Origin of the sequence: Streptomyces sp. NPDC053755, from assembly GCF_040677675.1 — a bacterium.
Classification (GTDB): Bacteria; Actinomycetota; Actinomycetes; order Streptomycetales; family Streptomycetaceae; genus Streptomyces.
Genome location: NZ_JBFASK010000001.1, coordinates 359,362 through 385,548 on the forward strand (window position 1 = coordinate 359,362; position 26,187 = coordinate 385,548).

Below are 26,187 nucleotides of genomic sequence, written 5' to 3' on the forward strand. Positions count from 1 at the left end.
GCGGAGCCGCCTCCGGCGGGCACTCCCGCGCCTTCGGCCCCCTCGGCTCCCGCCGCGTCATCGGCGGCGGGCGTGGGCAAGCGCCCCGGAGTTCCCCCGGCCCCCAAGCCGGGGACGCCCGGCAAGGTCCACGGCAAGGGTGCGGACAGGCCCTCCGCCGGAAAGGCCACGGCCTCGCGGCCGGCCACGGCGGCCCCGGATCGGGGGACGGCGGCCACGCCCGGCGCCTCCGGAGCGCCCGCCGCACCCGCCGCGCCCTCGGTGTCGCCCGGGCCCTCCGAGCCGGGGGCCCCCAGCAGGTCCGCCTCGCTCGCCGGCCGCCCAGCCGGACAGGGTCGTGAACGCCCCGGCCGACCCGCCGCGTCCCCGGTGCCGGTGCCGCTCTCTCCCGGCGAGTCGGCCGATCCCTCGCGTACCAAAACGGCAACAGCCGACGATCCTTCGACCTTGACGGAAGACGAGGCGCAGGACCACGAAGGGGTACCCGCGACGGAGGCGACGCTCCCTTCCGGGGCGCCCGAAAGCCTGCCCGCCGCCGCCCGCCGACTGGGCACGGAATCCACCTCCACCGTCGTTGACCGGCAGATTCCCGTCCTCACCCTGGGCGCGGGCCTCGCCCTGATGGGCCTCGGGATCGGCTTCCTCGGCATCCGGATGCGGCGCCGCTGAGCGTCCGGGTCCCCCTTGAGACGGATGCGACGGTTCCGTCTGAGGTCGCTTGTCGGCGTGGACATACTCGGTATACATACTGAGTATGTCGATCCGTCACGGGCTTCTGGCCCTCCTCGAACGGGGTCCTCGGTACGGCTCACAGCTCCGTACGGAGTTCGAGTCCCGCACCGGCTCCACCTGGCCGCTCAACGTGGGCCAGGTCTATACGACCCTGAACCGTCTCGAACGCGACGGCATGGTCGCTCAGGACGGGGAGGACGAGGCCGGCCACGCCCTCTACCGGATCACCGACGGCGGGCGGGCCGAGCTGAAGACCTGGTTCGAGAAGCCCGTCGACCGCACGAGCCCCGCCCGTGACGAACTGGCCATCAAGCTCGCCATGGCCGTCGGCGCGCCCGGCGTGGACATCCGCGCCGTCATCCAGTCCCAGCGCCATCACACCGTGAAGGCGATGCAGGACTACACCCGGCTCAAGGCCCAGGCCCTCGCCGCCCTGGAGAGCGGGGAGAGCCGGGAGCGCGACGACGTGGCCTGGCTGCTCGTCCTGGAACAGCTGATCTTCCAGACGGAGGCCGAGGCCCGCTGGCTCGACCACTGCGAGGCCCGGCTGATCCGTCTCTCGGCGACGGCCACCGCCGCCAAGGAGACCGGACCGCCCGCGGGGGCGGTCACGTCCGCCGAGGACGTGCGCCCGGCACCCCTGCGCTGACCGCCGGCCGGTCCCGCCGGAGAGGCCTCCTCCCCGCACGGGAAGCCGCCGTTCCGCGGGGCCGCCGCACCGACCACGCCCGACGCCGCTCCACCCACCGCCGCGCCGCCACCCCGACCGCACCACACCGGGCCGGCCCGCGGCCCCACCTTCCGTACCGCCTCTTCGACCGCTCCGTACGCGCCCAGCGCCCGTCATCCGGGCGTCCACCCCGCGTACGACCTAGGGGGACCCCTCCATGACCACACCGCAGTCCCATCAGCCACAGCAGGCACGACAGCCACACAAGCCCGTGCTGCAACTCCAGAACCTCACCCGCGTGCACGGCTCGGGCGCCACCGAGGTGCACGCCCTGCGCGGCATCGACCTCGCCGTCTACCCCGGCGAACTCGTCGCCGTCATGGGCCCCTCCGGCTCCGGCAAGTCGACGCTGCTCACCATCGCGGGCGGGCTCGACACCCCGACCTCCGGCCGGGTGATCGTCGAGGACACCGACATCACCACCGCCGACCGCAAGGCGCTGGCCGCCCTGCGCCGCCGCAGCATCGGTTACGTCTTCCAGGACTACAACCTCATCCCGGCCCTGACCGCCGCCGAGAACGTGGCCCTGCCCCGGGAGCTGGACGGCGTCTCCGCCCGCAAGGCCCGCACCGAGGCCCTCGCCGCCCTGGAGGAGATGGAGCTCGGCCACCTCGCCGACCGCTTCCCCGACGAGATGTCCGGCGGCCAGCAGCAGCGCGTCGCCATCGCCCGCGCCCTCGTCGGCGACCGCCGCCTGGTCCTGGCCGACGAACCCACCGGAGCCCTGGACTCCGAGACCGGCGAATCCGTCCTCGCCCTGCTCCGCTCGCGCTGCGACGCCGGCGCCGCGGGCGTCCTCGTCACCCACGAACCGCGGTTCGCCGCCTGGGCCGACCGGGTCGTCTTCCTGCGCGACGGTGCCGTCGTCGACCAGACCGTCCGCAGCGACGCCGACTCGCTCCTGTCCGGCCAGGCGGCCGAGCGGTGAACAACTGGTTCCATTCCTGGCGCGCCGCCATCCGTATCGCCCGCCGCGACGCCTGGCGCTTCAAGGGCCGCAGCTTCCTCGTCCTCGCGATGATCGCCCTGCCCATCCTGGGCGTCAGCGCCGCCGACCTGACGCTGCGCAGCTCCGAACTCTCCCCCCAGGAACAGCTGGAGCGCAGCATCGGCGCGGCCGACGCCCGCTTCTCCGACACGCAGTACGCGGGCGTGCCCATCTACCAGTCCCCTGACGGGGACATACACACGCCGGCCAAGGACTACGGCGACGCGGTCTGGCCGAGCGGCCCGACCGATGTCACCAAGACCATCCCGGCCGGCGCCACCGTCCTGACCGACACCACCGGCAACGCCAAGCTCACCACCGTCCACGGACTGCTCCAGACCGAGGTCCGTGAGCTGAAGGCCGCCGACCCGGTCGCCGGGGGCATCATGAGCCTCCAGGAGGGCCGCTTCCCCGAGAAGTCCGACGAGGTCGCCGCCACCACACACTTCCTCGAGACCAGCGGACTGTCGATCGGCTCCACCCTCTCCGCGCGGGGCTACGACCGCCCGTACCGGATCGTCGGCGCCTACGAACTGCCCAACGGCCTGAAGACCGACCAGATCAACGCCCTGCCCGGGGCCTTCCTCGCCCCGTACGCGAAGGCCGCCGAGAGCGCCGGCCTGTCGAAGCCGCAGTCCTCCACCACATACCTGGTGAAGCACTCCGGTGGTTTCACGTGGAACACCGTGCAGCAGGTCAACACCAAGGGTGTGGCGGTCATCTCGCGCCTGGTCCTGCTGGACCCGCCCGCCGACTCCGAGGTCCCGCTCCTCCAGATGGCCGGCTGGGGTGACTACCAGCAGAGCGTCGGCGCCCAGACCGCCGAACTCGCCGCCCTGGGCACCGTCGTGGGCCTGGCGATGCTGGAGATCTGCCTGCTTGCCGGCCCCGCCTTCGCCGTCGGCGCGCGTCGCTCGCGCCGCCAGCTGGGCCTCGTCGGAGCCAACGGCGGCGCCCGGAGCCACATCCGCGCCATCGTCCTGGCCGGCGGCCTGGTGATCGGCGTCGCCGCGGCCGTCGTCGGCACGGTCCTGGCCCTGATCCTGACCTTCGCCCTGCAGCCTCTTCTCGAGCAGTACATGGGCCAGCGGTTCGGCGCCTTCGACATCCGCCCGCTGGAACTCCTCGGCATCGCCCTGCTGGCCGTCCTCACCGGCCTGCTGGCCGCGATCGTCCCGGCCGTCACCGCCTCCCGGCAGACCGTCCTGGCCTCGCTCACCGGCCGCCGGGGCGTCCGCCGCAGCAGCCGTGTGCTGCCCATGGTCGGCCTCGGCGCCGTGCTCCTCGGCGGGGCCATCGCCCTGTACGGCTCGGTCGTCACGGACCAGTTCGTCATCGTCGCGGGTGGCAGCGCCATCGCCGAGCTGGGCGTGGTCGCCCTGACCCCGGCTCTGGTGGGGCTGTTCGGGCGGGTCGGCCGCTGGCTGCCGTTGTCGCCGCGACTCGCCCTGCGGGACGCTGTGCGCAACCGGGGCCGTACCGCCCCCGCCGTCGCCGCCGTGCTCGCCGCCGTCGCCGGCACCGTCGCCGTCTCCACCTACGCGGCGAGCGACGAGGCCGAGGCCCGCGCCGAATACCAGGCCCAGCTTCCGTACGGCGCGGTCTCCGCGCTCGTCGTCGAGGAGGGCGGCCGGGACGTCCCGGCGGTCCGTGACGCCGTCCAGCGTCTCTTCCCCATCGACACCCGCGCCGACGTCGCCCGCGTCCACGTCGGCAAGCCCACCTGCATGCCCTACGGCGGCGAGCCGGGGTGCGGCCGGTTCGACATCGTCATCCCGAAGGCCAACGAGTGCCCGCTGTGGGGTCCGAGTGTCGACGGCGAGGACCCGGCGTCCAAGTTCACCCGGGCCGAGCGCGAGAAGCTGGCCAAGGACTGGCGCTGCCTGGAGAGCGGCAACGGCGGGATCGTCGGCGCCGAAGGCGGCCTGCTCGTGGGTGAGGCCTCCGTCCTGAAGGTACTCGGCATCAAGGACGCGGCCGCCGAGAAGGCGCTCGCCGACGGCAAGATCGTCACCTTCTCCCGGGCGCAGGTCGGACCGGACAGCACGATCTCGGTCAAGCTGGTCGCCGACGCGGAGGCGGCCGACCGGGCCGAGCAGGAGGGCAAGCCGCTCCCCGGTGTGGTCAAGACCCTCCCCGCCCACCTGGTGACCGGGGACCACGAGGCGTACGGCCTGCAGGGGCTCATCACCCCGGCCGCGGCCAAGGCGGCGGGATTCTCCACCGTGGCGCTCGGTTCGTTCTTCTCCACCGACGCGCTGCCCGGCACCGAGGCCCGGCAGAAGCTGGACGGCGAGCTCGCCAAGATCGGCAGCGATGTCGACCTCCGCGTGGAGGAGGGCTTCGTCGGCGACACCAGCATCGTGCTCCTGGCACTGACCGTCTTCGCGGGCCTGGTCACCATCGGCGCGGCCGGAATCGCCACCGGTCTCGCGCAGGCCGACGCCGAGGCGGACCTCAAGACCCTCGCCGCGGTCGGCGCACCGCCCCGCGTCCGCCGCAGCCTCAGCGGATTCCAGTGCGGTGTGGTGGCGGCGATGGGTGTCATTCTCGGATCGATGGCCGGAGTGCTGCCGGCGATCGGGCTGCGTCTCACCGAGCAGCGCCAGCGGGAGCGGTTCTTCGAGCAGGCCCTCGCGGAGGGCTGGGGCGGTGCGATGACGCCTCCGCAGGTCACGATCGTGATGCCGTGGGCGACGCTGCTCGCCCTGCTGGTCCTGGTCCCCCTGGGCGCCGCGGTCCTGGCCGCCCTGGTGACCCGTTCACGCGGAGCCCTGGCCCGCCGCGCCGCGACCTGACCGGGCCGTTCCGGCCCGTTCCGTTGCCTTGCCGTGCCCCTGGACGAGGGTGGATCACCCTCGTCCAGGGGCACACCGTGTGGTGAGGCATGTGTGCGAGAGAATGGCGGCATGGAGATGCCGAGGAATGAACGGTCGCAGGAGAGCCCCCAGGTCCTCATCGTGGGACAGGACGGTATGGCTCTCGGCGGCACTCAGGGTGACGACGAATCCCGCGAGGTCCCGGTGACGGAAATGGTCGAACAGCCTGCGAAGGTCATGCGGATCGGCAGCATGATCAAGCAGCTCCTGGAGGAAGTACGGGCGGCGCCTCTCGACGAGGCCAGCCGCGTCAGGCTCAAGGACATCCACGCCAGCTCGGTCAAGGAGCTGGAGGACGGGCTCGCGCCCGAGCTGGTCGAGGAACTGGAGCGTCTCTCCCTGCCGTTCACGGACGAGGCGATCCCCTCCGAGGCGGAGCTGCGCATCGCTCAGGCCCAGTTGGTGGGCTGGCTGGAGGGTCTTTTCCACGGCATTCAGACGGCACTCTTCGCCCAGCAGATGGCGGCCCGTGCCCAGTTGGAGCAGATGCGGCGGGCGCTCCCGCCGGGCGCCTCGCACGACGAGGACGACGACCAGGGCCACGGCCACGCGATCCGCTCCGGCCCCTATCTCTAGGGCGCGCCCTCAGCTTCCGCCCGTACAGCGCGCGAAGGGGCCCGGCACACGAGCGTGTGTGCCGGGCCCCTTCGGCGTAGGACGGGTGTCAGCCCTGGGCGAGCAGCAGGACCTTCCCCACGTGCGTCCCGGAATCGAGCGCCCGGTGAGCCTCGGCGGCTTCCCGCAGCGGCAGCGTGCGGTCGACGACCGGACGGACCGTGCCCGCGCCGATCAACGGCCAGACGTGCTCCCGCACCGCGGAGACGATGGCGGCCTTCTCCTGCAGCGGGCGGGCGCGCAACGTCGTCGCCGTGATCGCCCCCCGCTTGGCGAGCAGCGCGGCCAGGTTCAGCTCGCCCTTCACTCCGCCCTGCATGCCGATGATGGCGAGCCGCCCGTTGACCGCGAGGGCCTTGACGTTGCGGTCCAGGTACTTCGCCCCGACGATGTCCAGGATGACGTCCGCACCGGCCCCGTCGGTCGCCTTGCGCAACTCGTCGACGAAGTCCTGCTCGCGGTAGTCGATCAGGATGTCCGCGCCCAGCTCGGCGCAGCGCGCCAGCTTCTCCGGCCCGCCGGCGGTCACCGCCACCCGCGCGCCCACCGCCTTGGCCAGCTGGATCGCCATCGTGCCGATGCCGCTGGCACCGCCGTGTACGAGGAGCGTCTCACCGGGCCGCAAGTGGGCGATCATGAAGACGTTCGACCAGACGGTGCTGGTGACCTCGGGCAGCGCCGCGGCGGTGACCAGGTCCACCCCCTCCGGGACGGGAAGCAGCTGGCCGGCGGGGACCGCCACCTTCTCCGCGTAACCGCCCCCGACGAGCAGGGCGCACACCTCGTCGCCGACCGACCAGCCGGACACCCCGGGACCGAGTTCGACGATCCGTCCGGAGCACTCCAGACCTGGATACGGAGAGGTACCGGGCGGCGGGTTGTAGAAGCCCTGTCGCTGGAGCAGATCGGCGCGGTTGACGGCGCTCGCCACCACCTCGACGAGGACCTCGCCCTGGGCGGGCACGGGATCGGGCACCTCGGCCCACACCAGGGCCTCGGGACCACCGGGTTCCGGAATCGTGATCGCATGCATGGCGGCGAGGCTACTCCGGCGGCGTCGACAACGGCGTGACGGCCGCCGCGCGCACGATCGTGATCACACGGTCCGTCAACTGCAGGGGACTGGCGGCCGGGTCGTCGTAACTGAGCAGCCGGTGTCCGCGCAGCACGCTGACCACCAGGTCCTCGGTCTCGCGGACGTTCTTGCCCACCTCGGCCTTTATCACCGGCCGTTCGATCAGGTCGAGGCCGGAACCCTGCTGGATGAGGTCCTCCATCACCGTGCCCGCGCTGGGGCTGAGCACGGAAAGCCCCAGCAGGCGGCCCGCCGCACTGGCACTGGTGATGACGGCGTCCGCGCCGGACTGGCGTAGCAGCGGCGCGTTCTCCTCTTCCCGTACCGCCGCGACGATCTTGGCGCCCCGGTTGAGCTGCCGGGCCGTGAGGGTGACCAGCACGGCGGTGTCGTCGCGCTGCGTGGCGATGACGATCTGACGGGCCCTCTGCACCTCGGCGCGGACCAGCACATCGCTGCGGGTCGCGTCGCCGACGACACCGACGAAGCCGTCCGCGTTCGCCGTCTCGATCACCTTGCCCGAGGGGTCGACGATGACGATCTGCTCCTTGCGCAGTCCGGTCGCACAGAGCGTCTGGATCGCGGATCGTCCCTTCGTACCGAAGCCGACGACGACGGTGTGGTCACGCAAGGTGGACCTCCAGCGGTTCAGCCGCCACTCCTCCCGGGTCCGTTCGGTGAGGACCTCGAGAGTGGTGCCGACCAGAATGATCAGGAAAAGCACGCGCAGGGGCGTGACCAGCAGGATGTTGACGAGCCGCGCCGAGTCGCTGTACGGGACGATGTCGCCGTATCCGGTGGTCGAGAGCGTCACGGTCGCGTAGTAGAAGCAGTCGAGGAAAGAGACCGTCTCATTGGCGTTGTCGTGATACCCGTCCCGGTCGAGATAGACGATCAGGACCGTCACGAGGAGGACCGCCAGCGCCATCAGCAGCCGCTTGCCCACCTGGCGCAGCGGCCTCTCGACGACCGGTCGGGGCATGTGGACCCGAGAGGGGGCCACCTTCTCGTCGACATGGCGGGCCATGATGTCCCGACTGGGAAGTTTCACGTGAAACACACTCCTTGGGACGCTCCTGCGGCCGGCGCCACGGGCCAGGGGAGGTCGAGAATCTCCAGGACGTCTCCGGGCTTCGCGCCGCCGGGCGGCACTACGGCCATACCGTCCGCGGCCGCGATGCCCCGGAGCATCGCCGGACCGTTGTAGTGCAGGGGTACGGCCCGCTCACCACGGTGGACGACCGGGACGAGCCGGGTGTCGTGCGGATGACCGTGCACCTCGTCGCGTACCGGCGCCCGGTACGGCGCGGGCGCCGGGGCACCCCCCAACGCACGCAGCAGCGGCTCCGCGAGGGTGAGGAGCCCGGAGACGGCGGCGAGCGGGTTGCCGGGCAGGCCGACCAGATACCTGCCGGGGCGCTCGGGCCTGCCGTGACCCTGGGGCCTGCCGTGGCCCTCGGCTCCCCGGGCTTCGGGGGCGTCGAGGCGGGCGAGGAGCATCGGGTGGCCGGGGCGGACCTTCACGCCGTCCACGAGCAGGGTGGCGCCCGCGCGGGCGAGGACGGGGTGGACATGGTCGACGGGGCCTGCCGCCGTACCGCCGGTGGTGATCACCAGATCGGCTTCGGACCCGCTGACCGCCGCGTACAGCGCCTCGGCGTCGTCGCCGATCCGGCGGGTGGCGAGGACCTCGGCGCCGAGCGCGCTCAGCCACGGGCCGATCATCGGACCGAGGGCGTCGCGGATCAGGCCGTCGTGGGGGAGGCCCGCGGTGAGCAGCTCGTCTCCCAGGACCAGGATCTCCACCCGGGGCGGGGGCACGGTCTTCAGCGCGTCGTATCCGGCGGCCGCGGCGAGGCCGAGCACCGCGGGGGTGATCGGGGTGCCGGCGGGCAGCAGGTCGTCGCCGGAGCGGCATTCCTGACCCCGGGGACGGATGTCCTGGCCGTGGATCACCCGATGCCGGGCGTGCAGATGACCGCCGGTGTCGGTGCGGGAGTGCTCGCTGCGGATGACCGCCGTCGTCTCGGCCGGGATCCGGGCGCCGGTGGCGATCCGTACCGCCGTGCCGTCGGCGAGCGCGGCGGCGGGGGCGTCTCCGGCGAGGACGGACTCCGCCTCGCGGATCTCCCAGGGTCCGGGGCCGGCGACCGCCCAGCCGTCCATCGCGGAGGTGTCGAAGGGCGGCAGGTCGGTGAGCGCGCGCAGCGGTTCGGCCAGGGCCCGGCCGAGCGCCTGCCCGAGCGGGACGGCGCGTGGCTCGCGATGCGCCCCCGCCTCCGCTCCCGCCCGGAGAGCGACGGTCCGCGCGGCGGGCCACGAGGTGGCTCGATGGGCCTGCTCCGGGCGCGCCTCGGCGGTGCGGGGCCGCCCGAGGAGGGCGAGCGCGTCCTCGACACCGTCGCCGTCGCCGTCGCCGTCGCTGTCGCCGTCGCTCTCGGGGGCATGGGAGGCGGGCTGGGGGCCGGACCCGTCGCGGGGCCGCGGCTCGGAAGCGGCCGCCGCCCGAAGACCGGAGCGGGTCAAGGGGGCGGCGGTTTCGGTCCGGGGGGCGGTGCCGGTACGAGGGTCGGTTTCGGCGCCGGGGGCGGATCCGGGCTCGGGGGCGGTACCGGGGCCGGTGCCGGGCTCGGCTCCGGAGGTGGTCCCGGTCTCGGGGGCGAATCCGGACAGAGGGTCGAGGCCGGACAAGGGAGCGGAGCGGGTCGTGGCCTTGGAGGGGGCCCCTGGCCCCGCTCCGGGCTCGGGGGTGGTGCCGGGGACGGATCCGGGCTCGGTCCCGGAGCCGGTTGGACGGCCGGGGGCGGTATGAGGGCCGGGAGCCGTGTCAGGGGCGGCCTCGGGGCCGGTCCCGGCCCGCGCGCCGGGGCGGGGGTCGACGCCGACGGTGGCACGCGTGGCGGCGACGGCTTGCGGGCGGGTGTCGGTCCCGCGCTCCTGCGGTGTCATCCTGCGGTGCCCTGCTCCGTCTCCGCGGCCCACCGGTTCGCGAGCGCCGCGGCCTTGCGGGCGGCCTCGGCGACCGCCTCCGGGGCGGTCTCGCCACCGGCGGCCGCCTGGGCCGCCGCGTAGCCGACCAGGAACGTGGTCAGCGGCGCGGCGGGGCGGGCGACTCCGTGGGCGGCGTCACGAGCCAGGTCGAGCAGGACGCCGGTGTCGACGTCGATCTCGATGCCCAACTCGTTCTTGACTGCGGTGATCCATTCGTCCAGCACGTTCCCATGCTCCCTGATACGGGCCCGGGCCGTGGCGATGTCCTCCCAGGTGTCGCAGTCGAAGGAGGCCAGGGGCTCCGCGGTGACCCGGGTGGTGCGGAGCCTTCCGGTGAGCAGACGCACGGGAAGGCCGCTGAGGATGCCGTGTTCGGCGGCGATGAGAGACAGCTCACGCCTCAGCGCCTCGGTGCGGTAGGCGGCGACCAGCGGCTGGTCGCGGCCTTCGCCGTCGACCAGCAGCGCGACCTCGGCAGGGGGCGCGTCGGGCGGGCCGGAGGTCTCGGTCAGGCTGTCCAGGAGACGGCGACCGGTCGTCTCGTCGAGAAAGGGCAGGTCAGCGGCGAGGACGAGCACCCGCTCGGCCGTCACCCGCCGGACTCCGGCGTCGAGCGCGGCCAGGGGTCCCCCGCCGGGCGGCTCCTCGCGGGTCCACTCCACGGGCCGCACGGTCTGACGCCGGTCCCCGACGACGACCGTCCTGGCGGCTTCCCGGCAACCGCCGAGAACCCGGTCGAGCAGCGCCCGCCCACCGACCCTCACCTGGGGTTTGTCCACCCCGCCGAGCCGCCTGGCGGCCCCTCCGGCCAGCACGATGGCGTCATACGCGGTCGTCATCCCAGCAGTATGGGCCGCGCCCGGCGGGATGTACCCGGAAGATCGGCGACGTCTCACGGACGGAGACATCCCGCGCCTGCCGGGGGCCCGGCCAAGGGCACGGGCCGGTTCGAGGGCTTCGGCGGGCCCGGACGCGCGCCCGGGAGCGGGCCCGGACGCGCCAACGACCCCTGAGGACGCACACGGGGGCGCGTGCCGCCGCCCTGAGGGCGCATGGGGCGGGCGCCGCCGCCCTGAGGACGCGCACGGGGGCGGGCGCCGCCGCCCTGTCGACGGTCACCGTCCGGGGGCGGGCGCCGCCGCCCTGTCGACGGTCACCGTCCGGGGGCGGGCGCCGCCGCCCTGTCGACGGTCACCGTCCGGGGGCGGGCCGTCCTCGCCCGCTCCCCGGCCGTGGTCAGACGGTGCGGAGCAGCACCGCCGGCTGTTCCACGCAGTCCGCGACGTAGCGGAGGAAGCCGCCCGCCGTGCCGCCGTCGCACACCCGGTGGTCGAACGTGAACGACAGCTGGACGACCTGCCGTACGGCGAGCTCGCCCCGGTGGACCCAGGGCTTCGGGATGATCCGGCCGACGCCGAGCATCGCCGCCTCGGGGTGGTTGACGATCGGCGTGGAGCCGTCGACACCGAACACCCCGTAGTTGTTCAGCGTGAAGGTCCCGCCGGTCAGGTCGGCCGGGGTCAGCGTCCCCTGCCGGGCCGCCTCGGTCAGCCGCGCGAACTCCGCCGTCAGGGACTCCGCCGTGCGCGTACCGGCGTCCCGGACGACCGGGACGACCAGGCCGCGTTCGGTCTGTGCCGCGAACCCGAGGTGCACGGACGGAAGCCGGACGATCTCCCGGGCGGCCGTGTCCACCGTGGAGTTGAGCTCGGGGAAGCGGGCCAGCGCGTGGGTGCAGATGCGGGCCAGCAGCGCGAGGAGCGAGATCTTCGGGCCGCCGGCAGCGTTCATCGCGGCCCTGGCGGCCAGGAGCTCGGTCGCGTCGGCGTCGACCCAGCACGTCGCGTCCGGGATCTCCGTCCGGCTGCGCGACAGCTTGTCGGCCACGGCCCCCCGGACCCCGCGCAGCGGAATCCGCTCGCCCTGCGCCGCGGAGGCGACAGAGGCGGGTGCGGCCGCAGGGGCCGGCACGGGGGTCGCCGCGGCGGCCAGGGCCTGCTCGACGTCGGCGCGCAGGATGAGCCCCTCCGGTCCCGACCCGCGCACCTCCCGCAGGTCCAGTCCCCGCTCCCGGGCCAGCTTGCGCACGAGCGGCGAGATGACCGGTACGGGCCCGTCGTGGGCACCGTTCGCGGGGGCCGCGGGCGTGGCGGCGGGCGCCGAGGACGTGGCGGCGGGTGTGGCGGCAGGCGCCGCGGGTGTGGCTACGGGGGCCACGGCGGGGCTCGCCTGGCGGACCCGGCGGCGGCGGGCCGCGGGGCCGGCCGTGCCGTACCCGACGAGCACGTTGCCGGAGTACTCCGAGGACTCGGCGTCCGCGGCGGTGCCCGCGGACCCGGTCGCCCCGGCGGCCGCGCCGGCCGACGCTTCGACCGTCCCCGCCCCGGTCTCCGTGCCACCGACCGCGACGGTCAGCAGGGGAGCGCCGACGGGAAGCTCGGTTCCCTCGTCACCGAACCGGGCCGTCACCACACCCCCGTAAGGACAGGGCACCTCCACCATCGCCTTGGCGGTCTCGACCTCGACGACGGGCTGGTCGATGGCGACGACGTCGCCGACGTTCACCAGCCAGCGCACGATCTCGGCCTCGGTGAGGCCTTCGCCGAGGTCCGGCAGCTTGAATTCGAGCACCTGGGCCATCAGCTCCCCGCCTCCCACTGCAGCCGCGCCACCGCGTCGAGGACGCGGTCCACGCCCGGCAGGTGGTGCCGCTCCAGCATCGGCGGCGGATAGGGGATGTCGAATCCGGCGACGCGCAGCACCGGCGCCTCCAGGTGGTGGAAGCAGCGCTCGGTCACCCGCGCCGCGATCTCCCCGCCCGGCCCGCCGAACCCGGTCGACTCGTGCACCACGACCGCGCGGCCGGTGCGCCGCACGGACGCGCAGACCGTCTCGTCGTCGAACGGCACCAGCGAGCGCAGATCGACCACCTCCAGGTCCCAGCCCTCGGCACGCGCGGCCTCCGCCGCCTCCAGACAGACCGGCACGGAAGGCCCGTACGTGATCAGCGTGGCGCTGCGGCCGCTGCGCCGCACCACCGCCTTGCCGATCGGCTCCACCGCCTTCGGCGCCTCGGGCGACCAGTCGGACTTCGACCAGTAGAGCCGCTTCGGCTCCAGGAAGACCACGGGGTCGTCGGAGGCGATGGCCGCCCGCAACAGGCCGTAGGCGTCCTCGACCGTGGCCGGGGTGACGACGTGGAGCCCCGGGGTCGCCATGTAGTAGGCCTCGGAGGAGTCGCTGTGGTGCTCGACGCCGCCGATGCCGCCGCCGTAGGGCACCCGGACCACCAAGGGCATCGGGAGCGCCCCGCGGGTGCGGTTCCGCATCCGCGAGACGTGGCTGATCAGCTGCTCGAACGCGGGGTAGGCGAAGGCGTCGAACTGCATCTCGACGACCGGCCGCAGACCGTACATCGCCATGCCGACCGCCGTGCCGAGGATGCCCGCCTCGGCCAGGGGGGTGTCCGTGCAGCGGTCCTCGCCGAACTCCTTGGCGAGCCCGTCGGTGACCCGGAAGACGCCGCCGAGGGTGCCGACGTCCTCTCCGAGCACGTGGACCGTCGGGTCCTCGGCCATCGCGTCGCGCATGGCCCGCTGCAGGGCCTGCGCCATGGTGGCGGGCTTGGCCGCGGCCCGGTCCGCCGTCTTCTGCGCGGTGGTCATCACGCCTCGCTCTCGGCGTCGAGTTCGGCGCGCAGCTGAGCCGCCTGCTCGCGCAGTTGCGTCGTCTGCTCGGCGTAGACGTGCGCGAACAGGTCCATCGGTTCCAGCACCGGGTCGGCGTTCATCCGCTCGCGCAGGGCGGCGGCCATCGTCTCGGCGGCCTCGGCCGCCGCACGCTTGCCGTCCTCGTCGAGCAGCCCGCGCTCCGTCAGCTCCTGCTCCAGGATCCGGATCGGGTCGTGGGCCCGCCACGCCTCGACCTCGCCGTCGCCGCGGTAGCGGGTGGCGTCGTCGGCGTTGGTGTGGGCGTCGATGCGGTAGGTGACGGCCTCGACCAGGGTCGGTCCGCCGCCCCTGCGGGCGCGCGCCACGGCCTCGGTGAGCACCTGGTGGACGGCGACGGCGTCGTTGCCGTCGACGAGCCGGCCCGGCATGCCGTATCCGACGGCCTTGTGGGCCAGGGACGGCGCGGCGGTCTGCTTGGCGAGCGGTACGGAGATCGCGAAGCCGTTGTTCTGCACCAGGAACACCACGGGGGCCTGCCAGACGGCCGCGAAGTTCAGCGCCTCGTGGAAGTCGCCCTCGCTGGTGCCGCCGTCGCCGACCATGGCGAGCGCGACCACGTCGTCACCCTTGAGGCGGGCGGCGTGGGCCAGGCCGACGGCATGCGGAAGCTGGGTGGCGAGCGGGGTGGAGAGCGGGGCGATCCGGTACTCCCGCGGGTCGTACCCGGTGTGCCAGTCGCCGCGCAGCAGCGTCAGCGCCTGCACGGGGTCCAGACCGCGGGCGACGGCCGCCAGGGTGTCGCGGTACGAGGGGAAGAGCCAGTCGCGGTCCTCGAGCGCCAGCGCGGCGGCCACCTCGCTGGCCTCCTGGCCGGTGGTCGACGGGTAGACCGCGAGCCGTCCCTGCTTCGTGAGGGCGGTGGCCTGGGCGTTGTAGCGCCGGCCGCGCACCAGCTCCGCGTAGAGCCGCCGCAGCAGCTCGGGGTCGGCGTCGGCCACGGCGTCCGTGCCGAGGACCCGGAAGGGCTCGGCGTCGGGCAGCAGCGGGGCGGGGTCCGTGCGCGGCTTCCACGCCGGAGGCGGGGTGGGCCGGTAGACCGGGGCGGCAGCGGGGGGCTCTTGGACTGTCGAACTGCGCTGTTGCAACGAGTCCACCTCCTCGTGGGAGCGGGCATAAGACCCGAAGACGGGTGGCGCGAATGTGGCGCGCCTCACCTACCGATTGTTCGGTCAGGGAGGCATTTTGGCTACAGGCGCCCTCAGCCTGTGGACAATCGGTTCTCCACAGCCTGGGATAGAAGCAGGTCGTCCATGGGAGAGAGGCGGGGGGACATGGCGGATGAACAAATGGCCCACGAGGGCGAGAGGGGTTCCGCGGCGCGGCCGCTGGACGCCATCGACAGGTCCATCCTCCGCATCCTCCAGACGGACGGACGCGCCTCGATCCGCGCCGTGGCCGAGCGCGTCCACGTCTCCCGCGCCAACGCCTACGCCCGCATCAACCGCCTGATCGACGACGGGGTGATCCGGGGGTTCAGCGCCCGGCTGAACCACGAGCGGGCGGGGCACGGGGCCTCCGCCTACATCACGCTCAAGATCGTCCAGAACTCGTGGCGCACGGTCCGCGAGCAGCTCCAGGCCCTGCCGGGAGCGGCGCACATCGCCCTGGTGAGCGGCGACTTCGACGTCCTGCTGCTCGTGCACACCCCGGACAACCGGACCTTGCGGGAGCTGGTCCTCACCAGGATCCAGTCGATTCCCGAGGTCCTTTCGACCCGCACGCTGCTGGTCTTCGAGGAGACGGACCTGGACCCCGACCACGCCGGGTGACGGCGGGCCGGGCGGGCCCCTCACCCGGGCCCCGGCGCACGGACCACGGCCCTCGGGCTCCCGCTCCCGCGCTACCGCCCCGCGCTCCCGGGGACGGGCCGTACCGGGCGGGGGGCCGCCCGGCGCGTACGGTCCGGCCGTCTCAGCGGGCCGTCCGCAGCCCGTCGAAGGCGAGGTGGACGACGGTGTCCGTCAGCTGCTCCCGGTCCGCGTCCCCGCCCGGATGCGGCCGGTACCACTCCACCAGCGAGTTGATCATGCCGAAGAGCAGACGGGTGGCGAGCCGGATGTCCACATCGGCCCGCAGATCCCCGTCGGCCGCGGCCGCCTTGAGCAGATCGGCCACTCTCTGGTCGAACTCACGCCGCCGCTCCAGCGCCCACCGCTCGGCCCTGGTGTTGCCCCGGACCCGCAGCAGCAGGGTGACGTACGGCAGCTCCGCCATCAGCACCTCGACGGTACGCCGGGTGACGTACTCGACCCGCTCGATGGCCCGCCCCTGGCTCGCCCCCGGTTCGTCGAGGATGGCGAAGAGCTCGTCGAGTGCCCGGCTGACCGCCCGCCGCAGCAGCTCCTCCTTGCCGGAGACGTGGTGGTAGATCGAGGACTTCGAGATGCCCGCGGCCTTGGACAGGTGCTCCATGGAGGTGCCGTCGTAGCCCCGCTCGTTGAAGACCCGGACGGCGACGGAGAGCAGCGTCTCCGGGGTGTAGGTGTCCCGCTTCGCGGTCGTCACGACGCGCCCTCCCCACCCGCCGCGTCCGCGTCCCGCTCCGCCGAGGCGGCCGCGGCCGCCTCGGCGGCCACCCGGCGGCGCAGCGCCTGGGAGGGGGCGTAGCGGCCCGTCGGGTACTCCTCGTGGAGGTTCGACAGCGTCTCCAGGACCCAGTCCGCGCCCAGCTCCTCGGCCCAGGCGAGCGGCCCGCGCGGGTAGTTCACGCCGAGCCGCATCGCGGTGTCGATGTCGTCGGCGTCCGCCACCGCGCGCGTGGCGGCGTCCAGGGCGAAGTCGGCGAGCATGGCGACGGTGCGGGCGACGATCATGCCCGGGACGTCCTTGATGACGCTGACCTTCTTGCCGAGGGCCTGGAAGAGTCCGATCGCCTCCCGCAGCGACCGCTCGTCCACGGTCACGGCGGGCGCCAGGACGATCCGCTCGCAGGTGGCGAAGTCGAGCGCGAGGTCGAAGTGGATGACGGGCATCGCCGCGTCGTCGGCGGCCGTCCCGTCGGTGAGGAAGAGCCTGGCCCCGCTCGGCAGCTCGATCCAGCCCGGGTAGCCCGCCACCGCGTCCTCGCGGAGGTCGACGGTGACGGACGTGGTCTCCTGCAGCAGCCGGACCAGCGGCTCCGCCTGGTACAGATCTCCCTGCACGACCACCGCTGAGGGCGGTTCGGCGGGCGGCGCGGTGTGCGGCCCGGGGGCCGTCGCGCCCTCCCCGTACGGGAACCAGCCCTGCCCCGACTTGCGGCCGAGCCGCGCCGACTCGACCAGCCGGCGCTGGGCGAGGGAGGGGGTGAACTTGGGGTCCTGGGAGAAGGACTCCCACACGGAGCGGGTCACGGCCTCGTTGACGTCCTGGCCGATGAGGTCGGTCAGCTCGAAGGGCCCCATCCGGAACCCGCCGCACTCCCGCAGGGCGGCGTCGATGGTGGCCGGGTCGGCCGCGCCCTCCTCGTACACCCGCAGCGCCTCCGCGTAGAAGGGCCTGGCTATGCGGTTGACGATGAAGCCGGGGGTGTCGGCGCAGCGCACCGGCGTCTTGCCCCAGCTGCGCGCCGTCTCGTACGCGCGCGTGGCGGCGGCCGGATCGGTGGCGAAGCCGCTGACGACCTCGACGAGCGGCAGCAGCGGGGCCGGGTTGAAGAAGTGCAGGCCGACGAACCGGCCGGGCAGGCGCAGCCCGCCCGCGATGGCGGTGACGGAGAGGGAGGAGGTGTTGGTGGCGAGCAGGGTGTCGTCGCCGACGATCTTCTCGAGCTCGGCGAAGAGCTGCTGCTTGACCGGGAGCAGTTCGACGATCGCCTCGACGACGAGCGCCGCGTCGGCCAGCTCGGTCAGGTCGGCGGCGGCGTGCAGCCGGGCCACCGCGCCGTCGCGCTCCGCCCGGTCCATCCGCCCCTTCTCGACCAGCCGGTCCAGCCGGGCCGCGAGGGCGGCCACCGCCGCCTCGGCCCGGCCGGGGGCGCTGTCGTAGAGCCGTACGGGATGGCCGGCGACCAGGGCCACCTGGGCGATTCCCTGGCCCATGGTGCCCGTGCCGACGACGGCGACGCCGCGGCTCCGGTCGATGGCTTCGGTGCCGGCGTCCGGCACCGCGTCGCTCACATTGGCGGTCATACGACTGATCCTCCCCGATGGGTTGTCCACAGCTTCGACAGACCCCCTTGTCCCGACCGATCGTTCGGTTACTCTAACTCTGTCCGCCTGACCCTGCCCAGCTCGACGAGGAGTTGCGCCCATGGCCGCCGCTCAGCTGACCATCGACCACCTGGCCGCGACGCACCGGTCCACACTCGACCAGGCGCTCGACACCATCCGCACCCGTGCCTATTGGTCGCCCCACCCCGAGCACCCCAAGGCGTACGGCGAGAACGGCTCCCTGGACGCCGCCGCCGGACTCGAGGCGCACAAGGCCGCGCTCGGCACGCGCTTCGAGCTGGACCAGCCCGGCACGGACGGCTGGACCGGCGGCGAGGTCTCGCCGTACGGCCCGGCACTCGGCATCGAGTACCCGCACGCCGACATCGACGTCCTGCTGCCCGCCATGCGCGCCGGCATGGCCGCCTGGCGCGACGCCGGGGCCGAGGCCCGCGCCCTGGTCTGCGTGGAGATCCTCGCCCGGATCTCCGCCCGCACCCACGAATTCGCCCATGCCGTGATGCACACCAGTGGCCAGGCGTTCACGATGGCGTTCCAGGCCGGCGGCCCCCACGCCCAGGACCGCGGTCTGGAGGCCGTGGCGTACGCGTACGCCGAGCAGACCCGCACCCCCGGCAGCGCCGACTGGTCCAAGCCGCAGGGCAAGCGGGACCCGCTGGAGCTGTCCAAGCAGTTCACCCCGGTCGCCCGCGGCATCGCGCTCATGATCGGCTGCAACACCTTCCCGACCTGGAACGGCTATCCCGGCCTGTTCGCCTCCCTCGCCACCGGCAATCCGGTCCTGGTCAAGCCGCACCCCCGCGCCGTGCTGCCCCTGGCGCTGACGGTCCGCGTCGCCCGCGAGGTCCTCGCCGAGGCCGGTTTCGACCCCAACCTGGTCGCCCTGGCCGTCGAGCGGCCCGGCGAGGGCATCGCCAAGACCCTGGCCGTCCGCCCCGAGATCCGGATCATCGACTACACCGGATCCACCGCCTTCGGCGACTGGCTGGAGGCCAACGCCCGCCAGGCGCAGGTCTACACCGAGAAGGCCGGCGTCAACACGGTCGTCGTCGACTCCACCGACGACTACAAGGGCATGCTGTCCAACCTCGCGTTCTCCCTCTCGCTCTACAGCGGCCAGATGTGCACCACCCCGCAGAACCTGCTGATCCCCCGCGACGGCATCACGACCGAGGCCGGCCCCAAGTCGTTCGACGAGGTCGTCGCCGACCTGTCGGCGGCGGTCGGCGGGCTCCTCGGCGATGACGCCCGGGCGAACGCCCTGCTCGGCGCCCTGGTCAACCCCGACGTGAAGGCGCGTCTCGAGGCCGCCGCCGACCTCGGCGAGGTGGCGCTCGCCTCCCGCGAGCTGGCCAACCCGGACTTCCCGGACGCCGTGGTGCGCACGCCCGTCATCGTGAAGCTGGACGGCTCCAAGCCGGACGCCGAGGCCGCGTACCTCTCCGAGTGCTTCGGCCCGGTCTCGTTCGCCGTCTCGGTCGACTCGACCGACGACGCCCTCGAGCTGCTGCGGCGCACGGTCCGCGAGAAGGGCGCGATGACGGTCGGCGCGTACACCACCGACGCGTCGGTGGAGCGCGCGGTCGAGGAGGTCTGTCTGGAGGAGTCGGCCCAGCTCTCGCTGAACCTGACGGGCGGGGTGTACGTCAACCAGACGGCCGCGTTCTCCGACTTCCACGGCTCCGGCGGCAACCCGGCCGCGAACGCCGCCCTGTGCGACGGGGCGTTCGTGTCCAACCGCTTCCGGGTGGTGGAAGTCCGCCGCCAGGCCTGACCCCACCGGCGCGGGGGCCCTTACGGCGCCTCCGCGCCCCCCGGGAGGGCGGCGAGCTGCCCGCTCGCGTCGATCTCGGCGTACCGCTGCACCCACGCGTGCATGGCGATGGCGGCCGCCGCCCCCGCGTTGATCGACCGGGTCGAGCCGAACTGGGCGATCGAGCACACCATCAGCGCGTGCTCCCGGGCCTCCTCGGTGAGACCCGGACCTTCCTGCCCGAAGAGCAGCACGCAGCGCCGCGGCAGCACGGTCCGTTCCAGCGGCACCGCGCCCGGCAGGTTGTCGATCCCGATGATCGGGAGGTCCTCGGCCGCGGCCCACGCGGTCAGCGACTCGGTGTCCGGGTGGTGACGCACGTGCTGGTAGCGGTCGGTGACCATCGCACCCCGCCGGTTCCAGCGCCGGCGGCCGACGATGTGGATCTCCTTGGCCAGGAAGGCGTTCGCGGTGCGCACCACGGAGCCGATGTTGAAGTCGTGTCCCCAGTTCTCCACCGCCACGTGGAAGTCGTGGCGCCGGGTGTCCAGGTCGGCGACGATCGCCTCCCGCGTCCAGTACCGGTAGCGGTCCACGACGTTGCGCCGGTCGCCGTCGGCCAGCAGCTCGCGGTCGTAGCGCTCGCCCTCCGGCCAGGGCAGCGGGTGCGGCCCGACGCCGACCTCGGGCGTGTGCCCCTCGTCGTACTGGACCGGCTCGGCCGGCCCGCCGGCCTCGGGATTCTCGGTGGTGCTCACCCGACGAGGGTACGGGGGGCGGCTTCCTCACCCGTACGGCGCTGCTTCGGCACCGCCCGGCCCGGCAGCCGCGACAGCAGCCGGTCCCGGCCGCGCACCACCGCCGCGCCGAGCCCCACCAGGAACGCCGTCGGCAGGAACACCGCGTCCGCGGAGATCATCGCCAGCGAGAAGACGGGAAGCCCGAGCAGGACGGCGATACCCGCGTGTTCCAGCATCATCGCGACCAGCAGGACGTTCTTGACCCGGCGGTTGAACAGCGCGAAGGGGAAGGCGACCTGCACGAGCACGGTGCCGTAGGTCAGCGCCATCACCATCAGGGCGCTGGACCCCAGCACGTCGGAGAGGGCCGGCCAGGGCGCGAAGTAGTCCAGCTTGAGGGGGTAGTACAGGGCGGTGCCGTCCTGCCAGCGCGAACCCTGGATCTTGTACCAGCCCGCCGTGGCGTAGATCAGACACACCTCCGCCATGATCACGACGAGGGTGGCGTTGTGAGCGAGGTTGGCCAGCACGTCGAGCAGGACGTGCGGCTCGCCGGGGGCGAAGCGGCACACCAGCCACCACAGCGCCTGCGCCAGCCACAGCACCCACATCAGCACCAGCAGCCACCATTCGCCGGTCACACCGGAGAAGGCGGTGGCGGTGAGCAGGAACCCGCCGAGCACGGTCCACAGCAGCGGCCCGACGACGTCGCGCCGCGGCGGCGGCTCGTCCCCGGCCTCGTACGCCTCCCGCGCCGCGCGCTCGTCTCGCGCGGCCCGGCGCGCGTCCAGGGACCAGACCTGGGAGCAGCGGGTCAGCACGAGGTAGACGGCGGCGAGGTGGACGACGTTGTCGCCGCCGTCGCCGACGAAGATGGAGCGATTCTGCAGCGACAGCACCCCGGCCATGAAGACCACCGACACGGCGCGGGTGCGCCAGCCGAGCAGCAGCAGGAGAGCGGAGAGCACGGCGAGCCCGTAGACGACCTCGAACCACAGCCGGCCGTCGGACCACATCAGCGCCGTGAAGGCGCCGTTGTCCGTGATCAGCTGCCGGCCCATCTCCCACGACCAGGGGCCGTCCGGTCCGTACAGCTCGTGGCGGTGGGGCAGCTCGCGCAGCAGGAAGAGCAGCCAGGTGAGGGAGAAGCCGATGCGGACGATGGCGCTCTGGTAGGGGCCGAGAGCCGACGCGGTGACGCGCTGGACGGCCCGGGCGAGCCGCCGGTCGACCGGCTCACGGGCGCCGCGGCCGGGGGCTGCGTGGGGTGTGGACGGGTTCACCGGTCCCCCTCCTCGCGGTCGTCCCGCGTCCGCTCGGGCAGGTCGGCGGAGCGCACCTTCCACCACGGCACCTCGCGGTGGACCGGGTCGGTGTTCGTCTTCTCGTCGCTCCACACGGGAGCGGGGACGGCGCGGGTCGAGGAGCGGAGCTGTATGGCCTCCACGGTGCCGCCGAGGTCCTCCTCGGCGAGCCGGAGCATCACGATCCTGCGCATGTAGCTCTCGGAGAGCCGGCCGCGCAGCCCGTTGGGCCGGTGGTCGGCGCTGTGGGAGTTGAGGTAGAAGTCCCAGGCCCGCCGGAGTTCGTTCTGGTCGGTGTGGCTGGGCAGCAGGCTGCCGCGGATCCGCTCCGCGTCCTGCGCGGTGAGGTCGATCCAGTCGGTGGTACGCCGGGGACCGTCGTCGGCCGCGACCTCGGCCCGCACCTGGACGGCGATGTTCTGCTGGAGCGGGTTGGGGGCGAAGAGCTTCCAGTTCTGCTCGAACTCGGGGTACACCCAGCCGTCGACCGCCGCCCCGTGCTGCTTGGTCAGCGTGTTCGACGGCGCGACGTGAAGGAACACCATGCCGACGTGGACACAGGCGAAGACCCCGACGACGGCCAGCGCGACGGCGGCGACGACCTGGTACGGCATCGACAGGGACGCTATCCCGGCGCCGGGCCGGAGGGCCTCGTACGGGGGCGCCGGAACCCCCTCACGCACATCCTCGCCGTCGTACGCGTCCATCCCCGCCCCGATCCCGATCGGCCCACCACGTTATCCACAGGGTTGACACCATACGGGCCGCCGACCCACCATTGAAGTCATTCAACCGAACGATCGGTCGGTAGGGGATCTGATGACCGCAGGGACGGCAGCGACAGCAGTGACCCAGGACGCGCAGCACGCGCGGCCCGGGCAGGACACGGCCCAGGAAGCGACCCAGGCCGCCTACGAGGCGGTGTTCGACGCCGCCGTCGCCGCCGACGAGCGCATCGAGCCACGCGACTGGATGCCCGACGCCTACCGGGCCTCCCTCGTCCGCCAGATCGCGCAGCACGCCCACTCCGAGATCATCGGCATGCAGCCCGAGGCCAACTGGATCACCCGCGCGCCCTCGCTGCGGCGCAAGGCAATCCTCATGGCCAAGGTGCAGGACGAGGCCGGCCACGGCCTCTACCTCTACAGCGCCGCCGAAACACTCGGCACCGGACACGACGAACTCCTCGACAAGCTCCACTCCGGCCGCCAGAAGTACTCCTCGATCTTCAACTACCCCACGCTGACCTGGGCCGACGTCGGCGCCATCGGCTGGCTGGTCGACGGCGCCGCCATCACCAACCAGGTCCCCCTCTGCCGCTGCTCCTACGGCCCGTACGCCCGCGCGATGGTCCGGATCTGCAAGGAGGAGTCCTTCCACCAGCGCCAGGGGTACGAAGCACTGCTCGCCCTCTCCCAGGGCACCGAGGCCCAGCACGCCATGGCCCAGGATGCCGTGAACCGCTGGTGGTGGCCCTCGCTCATGATGTTCGGCCCGCCGGACGACGAGTCGGCCCACTCCGCCCAGTCCATGGCCTGGAAGATCAAGCGGCACTCCAACGACGAACTGCGCCAGCGGTTCGTCGACATCGCCGTCCCCCAGGCAGAGGCGCTCGGACTCACCCTCCCCGACGCCGACCTCCGGTGGAACGAGGAGCGCGGCCACTACGACTTCGGCCCCATCGACTGGGACGAGTTCCGGGAAGTCCTCAAGGGCAACGGCCCCTGCAACGACCAGCGCCTCAGCAAGCGCCGCCAGGCCCACGAAGACGGCGCCTGGGTCAGGCAGGCCGCCGCGGCCTACGCCGAGAAGCACGACCGGCGCACCACACACCACGAGAACGACCAGCACACCGAGCACGACGAGCGCGGCACCCGCGCGGACCGGCAGGACGGGGAGGCACGGGCATGACCACCGACGGATGGCCCCTCTGGGAGGTGTTCGTGCGCTCGCGGCGCGGACTGTCCCACACCCACGCGGGCAGCCTGCACGCGCCCGACGCCGAGATGGCCCTGCGCAACGCCCGCGACCTCTACACCCGCCGCAACGAAGGCGTGTCGATCTGGGTGATCCCCTCCACCGCGATCACCGCCTCCTCCCCCGACGAGAAGGACCCCTTCTTCGAGCCGTCGGCCGACAAGCCCTACCGCCACCCGACGTTCTACGACATCCCGGAGGGGGTGAAGCACCTGTGAGCGACACCGCACTCACCCCCGCGGCCGCCCTCGCCCTCGGCGACGACGCCCTCGTGCTCGCCCAGCGCCTCGGCGAATGGGCGGGCAACGCCCCCGTCCTCGAAGAGGACGTCGCCCTCGCCAACATCGCGCTCGACCTCCTCGGCCAGGCCCGCGTCCTGCTCTCCCTCGTCGGAGACGAGGACACGCTCGCCTACCTCCGCGAGGAGCGGGACTTCCGCAACGTCCAGCTCGTCGAACAGCCCAACGGCGACTTCGCCCACACCATCGCCCGCCAGCTCTACTTCTCCACCTACCAGCGCCTCCTCTACGGACAGCTGGCCACCGGCGGCAGCCCCCTGGCCGGCCTCGCCGCCAAGGCCGTCAAGGAAGTCGCCTACCACCAGGACCACGCCGAACACTGGACCCTCCGCCTCGGCGACGGCACCCCCGAGAGCCACGACCGCATGCAGCGCGCCTGCGACGCCCTGTGGCGCTACACCGGCGAGCTGTTCCAGCCCGTCGACGGGCTCGACGTCGACCACAAGGCCATGGAAGCCGCCTGGCTCGACTCTCTCACCGCCGTCCTCACCCGGGCCACCCTCACCCTCCCGGACGGCCCCCGCACCGGCGCCTGGACCGCCGGCGCGGGACGGCAGGGGCTGCACACCGAATCCTTCGGCCGGATGCTCGCCGAGATGCAGCACCTGCACCGCAGCCACCCGGGGGCGACATGGTGACCATGACCGCCCTGGAAGAGGAACTGAGCCGCATCGCCGGCGCCGTCCCCGACCCGGAGCTGCCCGTCCTCACCCTCGAGGAACTCGGTGTCCTGCGCGGCGTCCGGATGCTCGGCCCCGACCGCGTCGAGGTCGCTCTCACCCCGACCTACACCGGCTGCCCCGCCATCGAGACCATGTCCCACGACATCGAGCACGCGCTCCACGAGCACGGCATCCCCGACGTCTCCGTCGTCACCGTCCTCGCGCCCGCCTGGTCGACCGACGACATCAGCGACGAAGGCCGCCGCAAACTGGCCGAGTTCGGCATCGCACCACCGCGCCCCCAGGGCCCGGCCGGAGGACCGGTCGCGGTCACCCTCGCCATCCGCTGCCCCCACTGCGGCTCCACCGACACCGAGCTGCTGAGCCGCTTCTCCTCCACCGCGTGCAAGGCCCTGCGCCGCTGCACCGCCTGCCGCGAACCGTTCGACCACTTCAAGGAGCTGTAGATGGTGTCCTCAGGCGCCGGACGGGCCGAGTTCCATCCGCTCCGGGTGAGCGACGTCGAGCAGCTCACGGACGACTCGGTGGCCGTCACCTTCACGGTCCCGCCCGAACTGCGCGAGGCCTACCGCCACACGCCCGGCCAGCACCTCGCCCTGCGCCGCACCGCGCGCGACGGCGAGGAGATCCGCCGCACCTACTCCATCTGCGCCCCCGCCGCCCCGCCCGGACAGGAACCGGCCCTGCGCGTCGGCATCCGCCTTGTCGACGGCGGCGAGTTCTCCACGTACGCGCTCAAGGAACTGGCCGTCGGCGACACCGTCGAGGTCATGCAGCCCATGGGCCGCTTCGTCCTCACCCCCCGCCCGGGCCACTTCGCCGCCGTGGTCGGCGGCAGCGGCATCACGCCCGTCCTCTCCATGGCGGCGACCCTCCTCGCCCAGGAGCCCGGCGCCCGGTTCTGCCTCATCCGCAGCGACCGCACCGCCTCCTCCACGATGTTCCTCGACGAGGTCGCCGACCTGAAGGACCGCTTCCCCGACCGGTTCCAGCTCGTCACCGTCCTCTCCCGCGAAGAACAGCAGTCAGGCCTGCCCTCCGGACGGCTCGACCAGGAACGGCTCACCAGCCTGCTCCCCGCCCTGCTGCCCGTCGACGAGATCGACGGCTGGTTCCTCTGCGGCCCCTTCGGACTCGTCCAGAGCGCCGAACGGACCCTGCACAGCCTCGGGGTGGCACGCGCCCGGATCCACCAGGAGATCTTCCACGTCGACGACGGCTCCACCGACGCCCCCGCTCCCGCCACCGGCGCACCGGTCCACGCCACCCTGACGGCCACCCTCCACGGCCGCTCCGGGAACTGGCCCGTGGAAGAGGGCGAGACCCTCCTCGACACCGTGCTCAAAGCCCGCGCCGACGCCCCGTACGCCTGCAAGGGAGGCGTATGCGGCACCTGCCGCGCCTTCCTCGTCGGCGGAGAGGTGCGCATGGACCGCAACTTCGCCCTGGAGCCGGAGGAGACCGAAGCGGGATACGTCCTGGCCTGCCAGTCCCACCCCGCCACTCCCGAAGTGGAGCTCGACTTCGACCGCTGACCGC

At 73.0% G+C, this 26,187-nt stretch carries 24 protein-coding genes; 12 read left to right on the forward strand and 12 right to left on the reverse strand.

Annotated features, from left to right (window positions below; genetic code table 11):
• Nucleotides 1–447 precede the first annotated feature (447 nt).
• The 5 genes from AB0K65_RS01585 to AB0K65_RS01605 all read left to right on the forward strand — a co-directional run bounded on the left by AB0K65_RS01585 (nt 448) and on the right by AB0K65_RS01605 (nt 5,905).
• Nucleotides 448–669 (forward strand): hypothetical protein, encoded by a 222-nt coding sequence (locus AB0K65_RS01585; RefSeq protein WP_365713161.1) that lies wholly within the window; start codon nt 448–450, stop codon nt 667–669.
• Nucleotides 670–754: 85 nt separating this feature from the next.
• Nucleotides 755–1,381, forward strand: coding sequence for a PadR family transcriptional regulator (locus tag AB0K65_RS01590; protein WP_365713163.1), 627 nt, complete (start codon nt 755–757; stop codon nt 1,379–1,381).
• Between the two features lie 238 nt (nt 1,382–1,619).
• The gene (locus AB0K65_RS01595; protein ID WP_365713165.1) at nt 1,620–2,390 is read left to right on the forward strand and encodes an ABC transporter ATP-binding protein; all 771 of its coding nucleotides are present in this window, start codon (nt 1,620–1,622) and stop codon (nt 2,388–2,390) included.
• On the forward strand, nt 2,387–5,248 hold the full coding sequence (locus tag AB0K65_RS01600) for an ABC transporter permease (protein WP_365713167.1): 2,862 nt from the start codon (nt 2,387–2,389) through the stop codon (nt 5,246–5,248). The genes AB0K65_RS01595 and AB0K65_RS01600 overlap by 4 nt, the downstream gene beginning before the upstream one ends.
• A gap of 111 nt (nt 5,249–5,359) precedes the next feature.
• Nucleotides 5,360–5,905 carry a bacterial proteasome activator family protein gene (locus AB0K65_RS01605; RefSeq protein ID WP_365713169.1) on the forward strand — a complete coding sequence of 182 codons (546 nt, stop codon included), beginning with the start codon at nt 5,360–5,362 and terminating at the stop codon, nt 5,903–5,905.
• Between the two features lie 88 nt (nt 5,906–5,993).
• Here the strand turns inward: AB0K65_RS01605 and AB0K65_RS01610 are convergent, their stop codons facing one another.
• From AB0K65_RS01610 to pdhA, 7 genes are all read right to left on the reverse strand, one after another.
• The gene (locus AB0K65_RS01610; protein WP_365713171.1) at nt 5,994–6,977 is read right to left on the reverse strand and encodes an NAD(P)H-quinone oxidoreductase; all 984 of its coding nucleotides are present in this window, start codon (nt 6,975–6,977) and stop codon (nt 5,994–5,996) included.
• A 10-nt stretch (nt 6,978–6,987) separates the two neighbouring features.
• Nucleotides 6,988–8,046 carry a potassium channel family protein gene (locus tag AB0K65_RS01615; protein WP_365713634.1) on the reverse strand — a complete coding sequence of 353 codons (1,059 nt, stop codon included), beginning with the start codon at nt 8,044–8,046 and terminating at the stop codon, nt 6,988–6,990.
• A gap of 20 nt (nt 8,047–8,066) precedes the next feature.
• Complete coding sequence (locus AB0K65_RS01620) at nt 8,067–9,545, reverse strand: molybdopterin molybdotransferase MoeA (protein ID WP_365713173.1); 1,479 nt, start codon at nt 9,543–9,545, stop codon at nt 8,067–8,069.
• Nucleotides 9,546–9,964: 419 nt separating this feature from the next.
• Entirely contained in the window at nt 9,965–10,849 is an 885-nt protein-coding gene (locus AB0K65_RS01625; RefSeq protein WP_365713176.1) for an NTP transferase domain-containing protein, read from the reverse strand.
• Between the two features lie 397 nt (nt 10,850–11,246).
• Nucleotides 11,247–12,650, reverse strand: coding sequence for a dihydrolipoamide acetyltransferase family protein (locus AB0K65_RS01630; protein ID WP_365713180.1), 1,404 nt, complete (start codon nt 12,648–12,650; stop codon nt 11,247–11,249).
• Nucleotides 12,650–13,675 (reverse strand): alpha-ketoacid dehydrogenase subunit beta, encoded by a 1,026-nt coding sequence (locus AB0K65_RS01635; RefSeq protein ID WP_365713182.1) that lies wholly within the window; start codon nt 13,673–13,675, stop codon nt 12,650–12,652. Before AB0K65_RS01635 ends, AB0K65_RS01630 begins: the two co-directional genes overlap by 1 nt.
• Nucleotides 13,675–14,835 (reverse strand): pyruvate dehydrogenase (acetyl-transferring) E1 component subunit alpha, encoded by a 1,161-nt coding sequence (gene pdhA / locus AB0K65_RS01640; RefSeq protein WP_365713636.1) that lies wholly within the window; start codon nt 14,833–14,835, stop codon nt 13,675–13,677. The genes AB0K65_RS01635 and pdhA overlap by 1 nt, the downstream gene beginning before the upstream one ends.
• A gap of 177 nt (nt 14,836–15,012) precedes the next feature.
• Between pdhA and AB0K65_RS01645 the strand changes: the two genes are divergently transcribed.
• The gene (locus AB0K65_RS01645; RefSeq protein ID WP_365713184.1) at nt 15,013–15,510 is read left to right on the forward strand and encodes an Lrp/AsnC family transcriptional regulator; all 498 of its coding nucleotides are present in this window, start codon (nt 15,013–15,015) and stop codon (nt 15,508–15,510) included.
• Between the two features lie 142 nt (nt 15,511–15,652).
• Here AB0K65_RS01645 and AB0K65_RS01650 read toward each other — a convergent pair whose 3' ends face one another.
• Together AB0K65_RS01650 and AB0K65_RS01655 are read right to left on the reverse strand one after the other, a co-directional pair.
• Nucleotides 15,653–16,246, reverse strand: coding sequence for a TetR/AcrR family transcriptional regulator (locus AB0K65_RS01650; RefSeq protein WP_365713186.1), 594 nt, complete (start codon nt 16,244–16,246; stop codon nt 15,653–15,655).
• Nucleotides 16,243–17,850: a 3-hydroxyacyl-CoA dehydrogenase gene (locus AB0K65_RS01655; protein ID WP_365713188.1), complete on the reverse strand. Its 1,608-nt coding sequence runs from the start codon at nt 17,848–17,850 to the stop codon at nt 16,243–16,245. Before AB0K65_RS01655 ends, AB0K65_RS01650 begins: the two co-directional genes overlap by 4 nt.
• A 121-nt stretch (nt 17,851–17,971) precedes the next feature.
• Here AB0K65_RS01655 and paaN point away from each other — a divergent pair, with 121 nt between their 5' ends.
• Nucleotides 17,972–19,666, forward strand: a complete 1,695-nt coding sequence (gene paaN / locus AB0K65_RS01660) for a phenylacetic acid degradation protein PaaN (protein WP_365713190.1) — start codon at nt 17,972–17,974, stop codon at nt 19,664–19,666.
• A gap of 20 nt (nt 19,667–19,686) precedes the next feature.
• Here the strand turns inward: paaN and AB0K65_RS01665 are convergent, their stop codons facing one another.
• From AB0K65_RS01665 to AB0K65_RS01675, 3 genes are read right to left on the reverse strand one after another with little or no spacing between them, the layout of a single operon-like run.
• A complete protein-coding gene (locus tag AB0K65_RS01665; protein WP_365713192.1) occupies nt 19,687–20,403 on the reverse strand; it encodes a TrmH family RNA methyltransferase in 717 nt (238 codons plus the stop codon).
• Nucleotides 20,400–21,668, reverse strand: a complete 1,269-nt coding sequence (locus AB0K65_RS01670; RefSeq protein WP_365713194.1) for an HTTM domain-containing protein — start codon at nt 21,666–21,668, stop codon at nt 20,400–20,402. The genes AB0K65_RS01665 and AB0K65_RS01670 overlap by 4 nt, the downstream gene beginning before the upstream one ends.
• Nucleotides 21,665–22,396 (reverse strand): DUF5819 family protein, encoded by a 732-nt coding sequence (locus tag AB0K65_RS01675; protein WP_365713196.1) that lies wholly within the window; start codon nt 22,394–22,396, stop codon nt 21,665–21,667. Before AB0K65_RS01675 ends, AB0K65_RS01670 begins: the two co-directional genes overlap by 4 nt.
• A gap of 112 nt (nt 22,397–22,508) precedes the next feature.
• Between AB0K65_RS01675 and paaA the strand changes: the two genes are divergently transcribed.
• Genes paaA through AB0K65_RS01700 form a run of 5 tightly spaced genes read left to right on the forward strand, consistent with a single transcriptional unit; the run spans nt 22,509 to nt 26,183 of the window.
• A complete protein-coding gene (gene paaA, locus AB0K65_RS01680; RefSeq protein WP_365713198.1) occupies nt 22,509–23,600 on the forward strand; it encodes a 1,2-phenylacetyl-CoA epoxidase subunit PaaA in 1,092 nt (363 codons plus the stop codon).
• Nucleotides 23,597–23,884: a 1,2-phenylacetyl-CoA epoxidase subunit PaaB gene (gene paaB / locus AB0K65_RS01685; protein WP_365713201.1), complete on the forward strand. Its 288-nt coding sequence runs from the start codon at nt 23,597–23,599 to the stop codon at nt 23,882–23,884. The genes paaA and paaB overlap by 4 nt, the downstream gene beginning before the upstream one ends.
• Nucleotides 23,881–24,603, forward strand: coding sequence for a 1,2-phenylacetyl-CoA epoxidase subunit PaaC (gene paaC, locus AB0K65_RS01690; protein WP_365713203.1), 723 nt, complete (start codon nt 23,881–23,883; stop codon nt 24,601–24,603). The genes paaB and paaC overlap by 4 nt, the downstream gene beginning before the upstream one ends.
• On the forward strand, nt 24,597–25,094 hold the full coding sequence (paaD, locus tag AB0K65_RS01695; RefSeq protein WP_365713205.1) for a 1,2-phenylacetyl-CoA epoxidase subunit PaaD: 498 nt from the start codon (nt 24,597–24,599) through the stop codon (nt 25,092–25,094). The genes paaC and paaD overlap by 7 nt, the downstream gene beginning before the upstream one ends.
• Complete coding sequence (locus tag AB0K65_RS01700; protein WP_365713207.1) at nt 25,095–26,183, forward strand: 2Fe-2S iron-sulfur cluster-binding protein; 1,089 nt, start codon at nt 25,095–25,097, stop codon at nt 26,181–26,183.
• Nucleotides 26,184–26,187: the final 4 nt, after the last annotated feature.